The sequence below is a fragment of the Streptomyces sp. YJ-C3 genome (assembly GCF_053891275.1).
The window spans coordinates 6696224-6709797 of record NZ_CM132685.1 but is presented as its reverse complement, the minus strand read 5'-3'; the positions used below and the strand labels follow the sequence as shown (position 1 = coordinate 6709797).

15 protein-coding genes are annotated in these 13574 nt (G+C 73.3%); 4 read left to right on the top strand and 11 right to left on the bottom strand.

Going from position 1 to position 13574, the window contains the following annotated elements:
- Positions 1–4: 4 nt before the first annotated feature.
- From ACVHNB_RS30190 to ACVHNB_RS30180, 3 genes are all read right to left on the bottom strand, one after another.
- Positions 5–1495, bottom strand: a complete 1491-nt coding sequence (locus tag ACVHNB_RS30190; RefSeq protein WP_456226312.1) for a glutamate synthase subunit beta — start codon at positions 1493–1495, stop codon at positions 5–7.
- Between the two features lie 121 nt (positions 1496–1616).
- Entirely contained in the window at positions 1617–2102 is a 486-nt protein-coding gene (locus tag ACVHNB_RS30185) for an anthrone oxygenase family protein (protein ID WP_428955370.1), read from the bottom strand.
- 69 nt (positions 2103–2171) lie between these two features.
- Positions 2172–2879: a DUF2293 domain-containing protein gene (locus ACVHNB_RS30180; protein ID WP_428955371.1), complete on the bottom strand. Its 708-nt coding sequence runs from the start codon at positions 2877–2879 to the stop codon at positions 2172–2174.
- Between the two features lie 45 nt (positions 2880–2924).
- Here ACVHNB_RS30180 and ACVHNB_RS30175 point away from each other — a divergent pair, with 45 nt between their 5' ends.
- Both ACVHNB_RS30175 and ACVHNB_RS30170 read left to right on the top strand, forming a co-directional pair.
- Positions 2925–3569, top strand: coding sequence for a nucleoside/nucleotide kinase family protein (locus tag ACVHNB_RS30175; protein ID WP_428955372.1), 645 nt, complete (start codon positions 2925–2927; stop codon positions 3567–3569).
- A 75-nt stretch (positions 3570–3644) separates the two neighbouring features.
- Positions 3645–4064 carry a CBS domain-containing protein gene (locus ACVHNB_RS30170; protein WP_456226311.1) on the top strand — a complete coding sequence of 140 codons (420 nt, stop codon included), beginning with the start codon at positions 3645–3647 and terminating at the stop codon, positions 4062–4064.
- Positions 4065–4083: 19 nt separating this feature from the next.
- Here ACVHNB_RS30170 and ACVHNB_RS30165 read toward each other — a convergent pair whose 3' ends face one another.
- Entirely contained in the window at positions 4084–5211 is a 1128-nt protein-coding gene (locus tag ACVHNB_RS30165) for a magnesium and cobalt transport protein CorA (protein WP_428955374.1), read from the bottom strand.
- Between the two features lie 173 nt (positions 5212–5384).
- Here ACVHNB_RS30165 and ACVHNB_RS30160 point away from each other — a divergent pair, with 173 nt between their 5' ends.
- Positions 5385–6185, top strand: coding sequence for a methyltransferase domain-containing protein (locus tag ACVHNB_RS30160; protein ID WP_428955375.1), 801 nt, complete (start codon positions 5385–5387; stop codon positions 6183–6185).
- A gap of 72 nt (positions 6186–6257) precedes the next feature.
- Here ACVHNB_RS30160 and ACVHNB_RS30155 read toward each other — a convergent pair whose 3' ends face one another.
- From ACVHNB_RS30155 to ACVHNB_RS30140, 4 genes are all read right to left on the bottom strand, one after another.
- A complete protein-coding gene (locus ACVHNB_RS30155; protein ID WP_456226310.1) occupies positions 6258–7241 on the bottom strand; it encodes a carbohydrate kinase family protein in 984 nt (327 codons plus the stop codon).
- Positions 7238–8143, bottom strand: coding sequence for a pseudouridine-5'-phosphate glycosidase (locus ACVHNB_RS30150; protein ID WP_456226309.1), 906 nt, complete (start codon positions 8141–8143; stop codon positions 7238–7240). The genes ACVHNB_RS30155 and ACVHNB_RS30150 overlap by 4 nt, the downstream gene beginning before the upstream one ends.
- Positions 8144–8354: 211 nt before the next feature.
- Positions 8355–9581 carry a formaldehyde dehydrogenase, glutathione-independent gene (fdhA, locus tag ACVHNB_RS30145; RefSeq protein ID WP_428955378.1) on the bottom strand — a complete coding sequence of 409 codons (1227 nt, stop codon included), beginning with the start codon at positions 9579–9581 and terminating at the stop codon, positions 8355–8357.
- 150 nt (positions 9582–9731) lie between these two features.
- Positions 9732–9995: a GlsB/YeaQ/YmgE family stress response membrane protein gene (locus tag ACVHNB_RS30140; protein ID WP_428955379.1), complete on the bottom strand. Its 264-nt coding sequence runs from the start codon at positions 9993–9995 to the stop codon at positions 9732–9734.
- A gap of 146 nt (positions 9996–10141) precedes the next feature.
- Between ACVHNB_RS30140 and ACVHNB_RS30135 the strand changes: the two genes are divergently transcribed.
- Positions 10142–10543, top strand: a complete 402-nt coding sequence (locus ACVHNB_RS30135; protein ID WP_428955380.1) for a cupin domain-containing protein — start codon at positions 10142–10144, stop codon at positions 10541–10543.
- Positions 10544–10556: 13 nt separating this feature from the next.
- Here the strand turns inward: ACVHNB_RS30135 and ACVHNB_RS30130 are convergent, their stop codons facing one another.
- The 3 genes from ACVHNB_RS30130 to ACVHNB_RS30120 form a co-directional block, all read right to left on the bottom strand.
- Complete coding sequence (locus ACVHNB_RS30130) at positions 10557–11795, bottom strand: MFS transporter (RefSeq protein ID WP_428957699.1); 1239 nt, start codon at positions 11793–11795, stop codon at positions 10557–10559.
- 126 nt (positions 11796–11921) lie between these two features.
- Complete coding sequence (locus ACVHNB_RS30125) at positions 11922–12497, bottom strand: methylated-DNA--[protein]-cysteine S-methyltransferase (RefSeq protein WP_428955381.1); 576 nt, start codon at positions 12495–12497, stop codon at positions 11922–11924.
- 45 nt (positions 12498–12542) lie between these two features.
- Positions 12543–13382, bottom strand: coding sequence for a glycerophosphodiester phosphodiesterase (locus ACVHNB_RS30120; protein WP_456228966.1), 840 nt, complete (start codon positions 13380–13382; stop codon positions 12543–12545).
- Positions 13383–13574: the final 192 nt, after the last annotated feature.

The following is a 13574-nucleotide window of genomic DNA, read 5'->3' as shown; positions in this document are numbered from 1 at the left end:
GGGCTCACGTGGTCATGGGGCGGTCGTGCGCCGCGATCGGCGCCGGGAGCCGCGTGGCCCCCGTCAGCCACCGGTCCACGGCCGCCGCGGCGGCCCGCCCCTCCGCGATCGCCCACACCACGAGCGACTGCCCCCGCCCGGCGTCCCCGGCGACGAACACCCCCGGCACCCCGGTGCCGAAGGCGGCGTCCCGCGCGAGCCCGCCCCGCGCGGTGACATCGAGCCCCAACTGGTCCACGACCCCGCCCGCTCCGCGCTCGGGACCGTGGAAGCCGAGCGCCAGCAGCACCAGATCGGCGGGCAGCGCCCGGTCCGTGCCCGCGCGCGGCCGCCGCGCCGCGTCCACCTCGACCACGTGCAGTTCCCGCACGTGCCCCTGCGCGTCCCCGGTGAAGCGCAGCGTGGACGCCGCGAAGAGCCGGGCGTCCGCGTCGGCGGCCGGTGCCGTCCTCAGTTCGCCCGCCTCCTCGTGCGCGGCCGAGAGCCGGTACAGCTTCGGGTACGTCGGCCAGGGCTCGGCCACCTCGTCGCGCACGTCGTCGGGCTTGCCGTAGATGTCCAACTGCGTGACGGATAGCGCCCCTTCCCGCACCGCCGTCCCCAGACAGTCGGCGCCCGTGTCGCCGCCGCCGACGATGACGACGTGCCGCCCGGCCGCGCTCAGGGGTGACGAGTCGAGGTCGCCCTCGCACACCCGGTTGGCCAGCGGCAGATACTCCATCGCCTGATGCACTCCGGCCAACTCCCTGCCCGGCACGTCCAGTTCACGCCATGCGGTGGCTCCCGTGGCGAGCACCACGGCGTCGTACCTGGCCCGCAGCTCCGCGGCCGGGATGTCCCGGCCGATCTCCACCGACGTACGGAAGCGCACCCCTTCCTGCCGCAACTGGCCGAGCCTGCGCTCCAGATGGGACTTCTCCATCTTGAACGCCGGGATGCCGTAGCGCAGCAGCCCGCCCGGCCGGTCGTCCCGTTCGTACACGGCCACGGTGTGCCCGGCCCGGGTCAGCTGCTGTGCCGCCGCGAGGCCCGCGGGCCCCGAACCGACCACGGCGACCGTCCGCCCGCTCAGCCGGTCCGGCGGCCGGGCGGCCACGAGCCCGTCCTGCCAGGCGCGGTCGGCGATGGCCACCTCGACGTTCTTGATCGTCACCGCCGGCTGGTTGATCGCCAGCACACACCCCGCCTCGCAGGGCGCGGGGCACAGCCGCCCGGTGAACTCGGGGAAGTTGTTCGTGGCGTGCAGCCGCTCGCTCGCCGCCCGCCAGTCGTCCCGCGCCACCAGCTCGTTCCACTCCGGGATCAGATTCCCCAGCGGACACGCCTCGTGGCAGAACGGGATCCCGCAGTCCATGCAGCGGTCGGCCTGCGCGGAGACGATGGGCAGCAGCCCGCCGGGGACGTACACCTCGTCCCAGTCGCGGACCCGCTCGCCGACGGGGCGGCGCGGCGCCTCCTGTCGAGGCGTGGTGAGAAAGCCCTTGGGGTCGGCCATGGCCGTCTCCCTACGAACGTGGCTCTTTTCGTCACGATACGTCGGAGTGGCCCCGGGGTGCGCGCTCAGCGGACGGGCCGTCCGCATCGGCGGCCGGCCGTGCGCGCCGGCGGGCCGTGTCTCAGGTCAGGGCCAGCACGAACGACGCCGCCGCGGCGAGCGAGGCACCGCCCCGGACGTGGTTCCACATGACCCACTCGCGCAGGTACGTGCGCCAGTACGCGGCGCCGCTCTCGGACTCCTCGTCACCCGCCAGCCGGGCGAGGGCCTCGTTGCGCGGAATGTTCGCCACGACCGTCACGCCGAACGCGCCCACCAGGTACAGGACGCAGCCGATCAGCAGTTCCGTGGTGCCCTCGTCGGGCCACAGCACGAACGTGACGACAGCGATCACCGCGCACAGCACGGCCGCGCCGAGGAAGACGACCATGAAGGCCGGGTTCACCGCCGCCGTGTTGATCGCGTTCATCGCCGCGATCCCGCGCGCGGGAGGCAGCGCCCCGAGGCCGCGCATCACGAACGTGGAGAACGCGACGAACACCCCCGCCGTCACCCCGCACCACAACGCCCCGAGCGCCACGAGCACGAAATACGGTCCCTCGATCATCCCCACCCCAACCCGCTAGGTCCGTGCAGGGATCATGCCGCACACGCCCGGTCATGGGCAGCGATTTCCTCATGCTCCGGGCATGTGCCCGCTCCCGGCCCGGCCCGCCCGCCAGGCGTCCAGCACGGCCTCGACGGTCCCGGTCACCCGCGTCCGTGCCTCCCTGCGGGGCACCCCGTCCATCAACAGCCGGTCGTACGGCGTGTCCACGTGCCGGACCGCGGCCCGCACCGCGGCGCCGACCGCCCCTTCCGACAGCGCCCGCCCCGCCGCGCTGCGCCCCACCCGCCCGCTGCCCCGCAACCCCGCGTGCCCGGCGATCGCCGCCGCCCGCTCGGCCGGACAACCGGGGTACAGGCGCCGGATCTCCGCCGCGAACGACGCCACGAACCGCACGTCGTGCGCCGCCCGCCGCGCCGCGTCCCGCTCCCGTCGCCGGGCCCGCGCCTCGGCGTCCGCCAGACAGCGCGCCTCGGCCCGCACGAGCGCCGCCTCTTCGACGAGCACGCCCTGGCGCTCGTACCGCCCGCGCCGCCGGTGGAACCGCACCACGACCGCCGACAGACCGCTCTCCTCACGGGCCCGCCGGGTCAACGCGGTGTCGCCGCGCGGCAGATACACCAGATGCCCCAGGTCGGCGCAGTCCAGACAGCGCGGCTGCCCCTCCTCCAGGGCCAGCAGGGCGAGCGGCCCGACGTGGCAGGCGCCGCACCGTCTGCGCCTGACCGGCCGGAAGACGAGCGGGCCGCGCGCCGAATCCGGGACTGTGCTGCTCATACGAGGTTCATGCCCGCCGGAGAGGCTCCGTCACCGCGCGGCATCATGGAGCGTGTGCGACTCGAAGCGATCACCTGGGAACGGCTCGGCGACGCCCTCGCCGAGCGGCTGCTCGACCTGAAGCCGGCCGACGGCGGCCCCTGGCCGAAGGTCGCGTTCGACGGGGCACCGGCCGCCCGCCCCGGCGACCTCGCAGCCCGCGTCGCCGAAGCCCTGCGGGTGCGCGGCCGCACGTCCGTGGCGATCGGCACCGAGGGCTTCCTGCGCCCGGCCTCGCTGCGCTACGAGTTCGGTCGCGAGGACGAGGAGTCGTACTACAGCGGCTGGTTCGACACGGGCGCGCTGTGGCGCGAGGTGTTCGGCCCCCTCGAACCGGACGGCACGGGCCGCGTCCTGCCCGACCTGTGGGACCCGGCCACCGACCGCGCCACCCGCACCCCCTACGCCGAACTCCCGCCCGGCGGAGCGCTGTTGCTGCACGGCCCCTTCCTGCTGAACCACTGGTTCCCCTTCGACCTGACGGTCCACGTGAGTCTGACCCCGGGCGCGCTGCGGCGGCGCACGCCCGAGGACGCCCGGTGGACCCTGCCGGCCTTCGCCCGCTACGACACCGAGACCGACCCGGCCGCCACCGCCGACGTCGTCGTACGCGCCGACGATCCGCGGCATCCCGCCTGGTCACAGCGATGACATGCGGCCCGTACCGGGCGCGGCGAGAATGAGGGACGGCGCCGGACCCCCACCCCGGCACCGGGAGGTACGACCATGACCACCGCCGCGGACATCATGCACCCCGGTGCGCGCTGGATCCCCGCCCACGAGACCCTGGACCGCGCCGCCCAACTGATGCGCGAACTGAACGTCGGCGCGCTGCCCATCAGCGACGAGAACGAGCGGCTGTGCGGCATCCTCACCGACCGCGACATCGTCGTCGGCTGCGTCGCCATGGGCCACGACCCCGCCCAGGTCACCGCGGGTGACATGGCCAAGGGCACACCCCGCTGGGTCGACGCGGGCGCCGACGTCGACGAGGTCCTCCACGAGATGCAGGACCACCAGATCCGCCGCCTGCCGGTCATCGAGAACAAGCGTCTGGTCGGCATGATCAGCGAGGCCGACCTGGCCACCCACCTGTCCGAGGACCAGATCGCGTCGTGGGTGGAGAGCGTCTACGCCAAGGGCTGACGGTCCGACGCGCAGGCTCTCAGAGCCAGCCGTTGCGCTTGAAGCCCCGGTAGACGCCGACACAGATCGCGGCGATGACGGACAGCATGAGCGGATAGCCGTAGCGCCAGTGCAGCTCCGGCATGTGGTCGAAGTTCATGCCGTAGATCCCGCAGCCCATCGTCGGGACGGCGACGATCGCCGCCCACGCCGTGATCTTGCGCATGTCCTCGTTCTGCGCGACCGTCACCTGCGCGAGATGGGCCTGCAGGATCGAGTTCAGCAGTTCGTCGAAGGCCGCGATCTGCTCCGCCGCGCGCAGCAGATGGTCCGACACGTCACGGAAGTACGCCTGTATCTCGGGCGGCACGACGGGGAACCGGCGGCCCGCCAGCTCCTGTATCGGGCGGGCCAGCGGCACCACCGCCCGCTTCAGTTCCAGCAGTTCGCGCTTGAGCTGGTAGATGCGGCCCGGATCGGCCCGCGCCCCGTTCTGCGCGAACACGTCCGCCTCGACCTCGTCGATGTCCGACTGCACCTCGTCGATCACCGTCAGATAGTCGTCGACCACACCGTCCGCGATGGCGTGCAGCACCGCGGCCGGCCCCTTGGCGAGCTGCTCCGGAGCCGCCTCCAGGCTCTCCCGCACCGGCCCGAGCGAACCGTGCCGGCCGTGCCGCACCGTGATCACGAACTCCCGCCCGACGAACACCATGATCTCGCCGGTGTCGACGATCTCGCTGGTCGCGGTGAGCTCCGCGTGCTCGACGTAACAGACCGTCTTCAGCACGGCGAACAGCGTCTGCCCGTACCGCTCGACCTTCGGCCGCTGATGCGCGTGGACCGCGTCCTCCACCGCCAGCGGATGCAGGTCGAACAGCTCGGCGATGTCCGCGAACTCCAGCTCGGAGGGCTCGTGCAGACCGAGCCAGACGAACCCGTCGTCCGACTTCCGCACCGCGCGCACCGCCTCGACCAGATCGCGGCCGCCCCGCTCGCGCACCCCGTCGCGGTACGTCACGCAGTTCACCACCGCCGATCCGAGCGGGGAGCGCGCCGGGTGGCTCAGATCGACCCGGGGCCGGCGCCGCGCCAGCCGTGCGACCTTCCGCAGCCCGCCCACCCCGCGCAGGCCGCTGACCTTCCGCAGGTTGCCCGCCATCGACATGCTCGGCTCCTTGCGCCCGTTCCTGTACCCACTCGTACCTGGCCACCGCCCTGCCGCGAGGGCGACTCGGCCAGCCAGTCTGCCAGCCGTCACCGACACCACGGCAGGCCCTGTACAGGCATCAAACAGGGCAAATAAGCGGTATCGGGCGAGGAGGCTGGGATGATCGGCCCATGATGCGATCCGGTGGCCACGCGTACCTCCTCGACAACCAGCAGCCCGAGGCGGGGCGGCGCTTCGACGCCTTCTCGACCCTGTTCGACCCCACGACGTTCCGGCACATCGAGCGGCTCGGCATCGGTTCCGGCTGGCGCTGCTGGGAAGTCGGCGCCGGCGGCACCTCGGTGGTGTCCTGGCTGGCACGGAAGGTCGGCCCGACCGGCCGGGTCCTCGCCACCGACATCGACACGTCCTGGCAGACCGCCGCGCCGCGCACCCCCGTCGAGGTGCGGCGGCACGACGTCGGAGCCGACGAGCCGCCCGCCGAGGGCTTCGACCTGGTGCACGCCCGGCTCGTCCTGGTCCATGTCCCGGACCGGGAGCGGGCGTTGCAGTCGATGATCCGCGCCCTGCGCCCCGGCGGCCGCCTCCTTCTGGAAGACGCCGACCCCGCGCTCCAGCCGCTGCTCTGCCCCGACGAGCACGGCCCCGAGCAGGAGTTGGCCAACCGCCTGCGCCACGGCTTCCGGTCCCTGCTCGCGGAACGCGGCGCCGACCTCTCGTACGGCCGCAAACTCCCGCGCCTGCTGCGCGAGGCGGGCCTGCGCCAGGTCGAGGCGGACGCCTACTTCCCCCTGACGTCCCCCGCCTGCACGGCCCTGGAGACAGCGACCGTCCAGCAGATCCGCGGCTCCCTGGTCGAGGCGGGCCTCGCCACCGACCAGGACATCGACCAGCACCTGGCCAACGTGGCCGAGGGCTCGATGGACCTCGCGACCGCACCGCTGATCTCGGCGTGGGGGAGGAAGGCGTAATCAAGCCCTCCGGCGCTTGAGGAGCGGGGACCGGGGACCGGGGACCGGGGCGAAGGCCCCGAGACCTCGGCCTCAAGCGCCCGCAGACGTCCGAGACCCCGTCACCCCGTCACCCCGTCGCCTCGTCTCCCCACCCGGCCGCCCGCCCACCAATCCCACAGCCTCCGCTCCGGCCAGGCACCCCTCCGCCGCGGCCTCCCGCCATGCGTCCCCCCGCAGCCGCGCGGCGACGAGCGCCCCGGTGAACGCGTCCCCGGCGCCCGTCGAGTCCCGCACCACCACACCCGGGACCGGCGCGGCCCGCTCCCGCACCACGCCGCCCCGCGCCACGACAGCGCCGGCCACCCCGGCCTTCACGACCACCACCGGAAACCGCCCGCTCAGCTTCGCCGCCGCGTCCTCCACCTCGTCCCTCGCGCTCGCGCCGTCCGCCCCGCCGAGCAGCACGGCCTCGTCCCGGCTCGGCACGAGGACGTCCACCCCGTCGGCCAGAGCCAGAAACCGTCCGGCCCCCAAGCCGCGCAGGAACCCGGCCGACGCGGGGTCCACACTCACCGGCACCCCACGCGCGCGGGCATCGCGCAACGCGACCGCCACCAACTCCCGCCCCGTGGCCGAGAAGAACAGATAGCCGGACAGGTGCAGCCAGCCGACGGCGTCGAGGTATGAGGCCGACCAGTCCCCGGGCCCGATCCGCAGACTCGCCCCGCTGTCCGTCAGGAACGTCCGCTCGGCCCCGTTCTCCGCGTCGACGAGACAGATCACCGCCCCGGTCGCCGCCTCCGCGTCCACCACCAGCCGGGGCCGCACCCCGGCGCGCAGCAGCGCGTCCTCGTGCCACCGCGCCGACTCCGCCCCGACCCGCCCGAGCAGGGCCACGTCCCGGCAGCCCCGATGTGCCGCCCAGCAGGCCACGTTGGCGCCCGCGCCGCCGGGCACCGTACGGATCGCGGCCGCCGTGTCCGTCCCCGCGGCCAGGGGCCCGCGATGCCGTGCGACGACATCCGTGACGACGTCGCCGACCACGAGCAGCGCCCCGCCGGCCGCCCGGGTCACGCCCCGGCCCAGGCGCCCGCGATCCGCCCGGCGAGCCGCACGTTCCCGCGCACGGCCGCCAGGTTGGCCTCCAGCGAGGCGCCGTCGGTGTGCCGCGCCACGTAGTCCAGCAGGAACGGCGTCACGGCCTGGCCGCTGAAGCCCCGCTCGTCGCACGCCCGCAGCCCGTCCTCCAGCACGCGCGCGTGCAGCGCCGGATCGAGCTGCTCGGCTTCCGGCACGGGGTTGGCGACGATCAGTGCCGACTCGCCCCCGCCCAGCGCGTCCTGCGCCCGCATCACCTGTGCCACCTCGTCCGGCGTGCGGAGCGTCCAGTCCACCGGTTCACCCGAGTCGGCCAGATAGAAGCCGGGGAAACGGCCGGTCCCGAACCCCACCACCGGCACCCCGAGCGTCTCCAGCCGCTGCAACGTGGCGGGCACGTCCAGGATCGACTTCACCCCCGCGCACACCACGGTGATCCGCGTCCGCGCGAGCAGTCCCAGATCCGCCGACTCGTCCTGCGTCTGCGTCCACCCCCGGTGCACCCCGCCGAGCCCGCCCGTCGCGAAGACGCGGAGGCCGGCGCGCGCCGCGAGCAGCGCCGTCGCCGAGACGGTCGTCGCACCGCTCGCGCGGGCCGCGACGGCCAGCGGCAGATCGCGGTGGCTCAGCTTCCGGATCCCGTCCCGGCTCGCGATCCGCTCCAACTGCTGCTTGTCCAGGCCGACATGGGGCCGCCCGTCCAGCACGGCGATCGTCGCGGGCACCGCGCCCTCGTCCCGTACGGCCCGCTCCAGCTCCACGGCGACCCGCAGATTGCGGGGCCGCGGCAGCCCGTGCGCGATGATCGTCGACTCCAGCGCCACCACCGGACGCCCCGCCCCGACCGCGTCCCGTACCTCGTCCGACACGACCAACACGCGCTCGCCTCCCGCCAGTTGGAATCCGTCTCTGTCATCACTGGCGGGCGCGCCGCACCCTCAAACACATCGATACGTCGACGACTCGACACATCGCCACAGGCGTGCGGGACGTCATGCCGCTCGGGGGCGGGCGGCGGACGGGAAGCGGGCTCCACGCGCGCGTGCAGCCCGCTTCCCCCGGGCCGTCCCTGCGGACGCTCCTCGGATCTCACACCGCCCGTACGCCGCTCAGCGCGCCGTGCGGATCGAGGACGTACTTCCGGCTCGCACCCTGGTCGAACTCGGCGTAGCCGCGCGGCGCGTCGTCCAGCCCGATCACCGTCGCGTTGACGGCCTTGGCGATGTGCACACGCTCGTGCAGGATCGCCATCATCAGAGCCCGGTGGTACTTCATGACGGGGCACTGCCCGGTCGTCAGCCGGTGACTCTTCGCCCAGCCGAGCCCGAGCCGCACCTTCAGCGTCCCGGTGCGCGCGTCCTGGTCGATGCCGCCCGGGTCGTCGGTGACGTACAGTCCGGGGATACCGAGCGCGCCCCCGGCCGCCGTGACGCCCATCAGCGAGTTGAGGACGGTCGCGGGGGCCTCGGGGGACTCCGGGCCGTGCGCGCGGGCCTCGAAGCCGACCGCGTCCACGGCCGCGTCCACCTCGGGAACGCCGAGGATCCCGGCCACCTGCTCCTCGACCGTGCCGCGCGTCAGATCGACGGTCTCGCAGCCGAAACTCCGCGCCTGCGCCAGCCGTTCGGAGTTCAGGTCACCGACGATCACCACGGCCGCGCCCAGCAGCTGCGCGGAGGCGGCCGCCGCGAGCCCGACGGGCCCGGCCCCGGCGACGTACACCGTCGAGCCGACCCCGGCGCCCGCGGTCACCGCCCCGTGGAAGCCGGTCGGGAAGATGTCCGACAGCATCGTCAGATCGAGCAGCTTCTCGCGCGCCTGCTCCGGGTCGGGGAAGCGCAGCGCGTTGAAGTCCGCGTACGGGACCATGACGTACTCGGCCTGCCCGCCGACCCAGCCGCCCATGTCGACATAGCCGTAAGCCGCCCCGGGACGTGCGGGGTTGACGTTCAGGCAGATGCCGGTCTTGCGCTCCTTGCAGTTGCGGCACCGTCCGCACGCGATGTTGAACGGCACCGAGACGACGTCCCCGACGTTCAGGAACTCGACGTCGGGGCCCTTCTCGACGATCTCGCCGGTGATCTCGTGGCCGAGGACCAGGCCCTCGGGCGCGGTGGTGCGGCCGCGCACCATGTGCTGGTCGCTGCCGCAGATGTTGGTGGCCAGCACCTTGAGGATGACGCCGTGCCGGCACGTCCGGCCGACATTCGCGGGCGCCACCCCCGGACCGTCCTTCAGCTCGAGCGTGGGGTGGTCGATGGTCCTGACCTCCACCGCCCCCGGCTTGAGGTACGCGACTGCCCTGTTTCCGCTCATGCCTGATCGCCGTCCCTTCGGCTCCGTGACTCGTCGTACGGCGGATGTTCCGGCTGTGCGCACGGCGGAGTCTGCTACCGAATCGGCGTTCTGAGGAGTCCTGGCGGACCAGGCTGTCGAAGAACGGGTCCGGAGAAAAGGGCGCCTGGCTCAGCGGCGGCGCGAACCGCGGTCGAGGAGTGCGACACCGAGCGCCGCCAGGCCGATCTGGATCAGCCACTCGACCCAGTCCACGCCCTTGGTGTCGGCGACGTCGAAGCCCGCGGCGATCGCCGAGCCGAGCAGGGCCGCCACGATGCCGACGGCGACCGTCGCGAGGATGCCGATGCGCTGGCGGCCGGGCAGCGCCAGACGGCCGAGCACGCCGATGATGATGCCGATCACTATCGCGCTGAGAATGCCGGAGATCTCCATGCTCTGCCTCCTGGGGGACATGTCGCCACATCGCTTTGCTTGTCTGTCGAACGTCTTCCCCTCGACGGGCCGTCCAGTCGCCGCCCCGCACACGCTACGAGCCGTCCAGTGAGAGGAGAGGCGCACGCCGTCTAGGGTGACCGCCCATGACCACGAACGATCAGCCTTCTTCCCCGTCCGCCGCCTTCCCGTCCGTCGCGCCGACCGCTTCCTTCGCCGTCCGCGTCCCGGACGTCCCGCTGGAGCCGGAGCCGCTCGACCCCGCGCAGATCGTCTCGGGCGACCCGGTCGTCACCGGCGCGGTGCTGTGGGAGTCCGCCGACGGCAAGCAGGTGCGCGGTATCTGGCAGATCACGCCCGGCGTCGTCACCGACACCGAGGCCGACGAACTGTTCGTGGTCGTCAGCGGCCGCGCCACCGTCGAGGTCGAGGGCGGAGCCGTCCTGGAACTCGGCCCCGGCACCGCCGCCGTGCTCCGCGAGGGCGACCGCACGACATGGACGGTCCACGAGACGCTGCGCAAGGCCTACCACCTCACGACGGGCTGAACTCCCGCTCCCGCTAGGACACCTGGGTCCGTCGCGTGAACAGGGCGAAGGCGGCGAGCGGTACCAGCAGGCACGCCGCGGCCAGGTTCAGCCACGCGTAGCTCGCCGTCGCCACCACGAGGCCCGCCGTCACACTGCCGATGCCCGCCGACAGGCTCGTCGTCAGGTCGGACAGGCCCTGCGCGGCGGCCCGCGCGGCCTGGGGCACGGAGTCGGTGAGCAGCGCGGAACCCGCGACGAGCCCCGCCGACCAGCCGAGCCCCAGCACGAACAGTCCCGCGGCGCTCTGCGCATGGCTGTCGCCCGCCGTCCCGGCGAGCAGCGCCGCGCACGCGAGCAGCCCGACCGCGAGCCCGATCACCGCCGGCCGCCCGAACCGGTCGGCGAGCCGCCCCATCACCGGGGAGAACGCGTACATCCCGGCGATGTGCCCGCTGATGACGAGCCCGATCAACTCGATGGCGGCGCCGTGGTGTTCGAGGTCCACCGGCGTCATCGACATGACCGACACCATCACGGTGTGCGACACGGCGACCGTCACCAGCGCGAGCCGGGCGCGCGGCGACACGGACACGGCGGCGAACCCCGCGCGCAGCGAGCGCGCCTCGCGCGTCTGCTCCTCCGCGGGGGCCAGCGCCCGCGCGGTCAGCAGCGGATCGGGCCGCAGCAGGACGTGCACCAGCGCCGCGGACAGGAGGAACACCCCGGCGGCCCACACGAAGGGCCCCGCCTCCTCGGGTATGCCGAGCCCGGCGACGCTGCGGCCCGCCGGCGCCGCTATGTTCGGCCCCAGGACGGCACCGATGGTGGTGGCCCACACGACGGTCGAGATCGCCCGGGCCCGCCGGCCGGGATCGGCCAGGTCGGCGGCCGCGTACCGGGCCTGCAGATTGGCGGACGACGCGGCACCGAAGCCCGCGAGCCCCACGAGGAGCAGCGGAAAGCTCCCGGCCCTGGCGGCGACCACGGTCAGCGCGGCACCGCAGGCGCCGATCAGATAGGCGAGGACGAGCCCGACCCGCCGCCCCCGCGCGTTCATGAGCGCGGCCAGCGGAACCGAGAGGACCGCGCTCCCGGCGACGCTCGCCGTCGACGCGAGCCCCGACAGCGCCTCGTCCCCGCTGACCTTCTTGGCGAGCACGGTGGCCAGCGCGATCCCGGTGGCCGTCCCGAGTCCGCCGAGTATCTGCGAGGCGACCAGCACCCGCTGCGTACGCCGCTGCAGCGCACGCGCGCCCTCGACGCCGTCCACGGCCTCGGCCGCCCGCCCGGCGTCCGGGGACGAGCCCTCGACGCGACAGAACCGCTCCCCACCCGCACCCAACGAAACAACCCCCACCCCGACGTGACGCAGAACCCCTCGGCCCCCGGGACCCTCTCAGAACAGCGGCTCGGGCAACACCCCTTCCAGCGCGAGCAACTGCCGCTTCGTCTCGAGCCCGCCCCCGAACCCGCCGATCCCGCCGTCGCGCTCCACCACCCGATGGCACGGCACCACCACCGGCAACGGATTCGCCCCCATCGCCGCGCCCACGGCCTGCGCGGCGCCGGGCTGCCCGACGCGGTGGGCCAGATCCCCGTACCCCACGACCGCCCCGAAGGGCACCCCGGCCGCCAGCTCGCGCAGCACCTCGCGGTTGAACCCGGCGATCAGCGACCAGTCGAGCGGCAGCTCGAAGTCGCGTCGGCGCCCCGCGAAGTAGTCCGCCAGCTGGCTTCTCGCCTCGGCGAGCAGCGGTGAGTCCGGCGCCTCGACCGGCTCGGCCCCGAATCGGGAGCCGAGCCGGTCCAGCGCCTCGTCCCGCACCGCGTCGGTGGCGTGGAAGACCACGTTCACCAGACCCTCGTCCGTCGCGGCGAGCAGCAGCGGCCCGATGCCGCTGCCCACGACGGCCCACACGACCCGCCGCGCCGCGGCTGGCGTGCCCTGCTCGTTCTGCCCAGTGGCGTCCATGCCGACCACGCTACGGCGCGGCACTGACAACGCCCCGGCCCCGGGTCAGTCGAGGGCCGCGCGCACCACGTCCGGGTTGTTGGTGATGATCCCGTCGACGCCGAGCCCGGCCGCGCGCCGGGCGTTCGCGGTGTCGTTGACGGTCCAGGTGGAGACGTCGAGCGGCTTGCCGTGCGGGCCCTTGAGGGCGTGGACGGCGGTCACGTAGTCCGCGGAGATCGTCGTGTGGGACGGGTTGATCTGGTCGGCGAACGCCGCGTACGCGGGCAGGTCGGCGACGGCGGGCGTGCCGAGGAACCCGGTCGTGATGTCCGGGCGCCGCTCGTGCACGGTCCGCACGCTGTCCGCGCTGAAGCTCTGGATGACCAGGCGGTGCTTGACGTGCCAGCGGTTCAGCCAGCCGTCCCTGCGCAGCTGGCGCAGAATCTGGTCCTCGATGCCCGGGTACAGCTCGGGTGCCTTGATCTCCATGAGCAGCTTCTGGTGGTTGTGCGTGACCCGCTTCAGGTACTGGTGCAGCGTCGGGATCCGCGCGCCGGCGAACTCGGAGCCCTTCCAGCTGCCCGCGTCGAGCTTGGCGATCTCCGCGGCGGTGAAGTCGGCCACGTTCCACGGGGCGCGGTCGGGGAACACCTCCTCGGCGTTCGTGGTGCGTGCCAGGGTCGTGTCGTGGATGACGACGAGTGCGCCGTCCTTGGTGCGCTGCACGTCGTTCTCGACCCAGCTGAAGCCGAGGTCGTCGGCCTTGTCGATGGCTGCCAGGGTGTTCTCGGGGGCGTAGGCGGAGGCGCCGCGGTGAGCGACGATCTCGGGCCTGTCGTGTCCGGTGGCGGCTTGTGAGGCAGTGGGCAGGACCAGGACACCGATGACGACGGAGCCTGTCATCGAGGCCAGTGCGGCTGCTGCGCGTCGTGGGTACACGTCTGCTCCTCGTGCGTCGTGAGGTCACGGACCGCAACGAGACTGACAGTCCTCAGGCAACGGAAGACAGGCGAAGGATGGTCAGAGGTTGAACGGAGTTATCCAACTGCGACCGACCCCGCGTCCACTGCCGGGATTCTTTGCCGGAAAATCGTT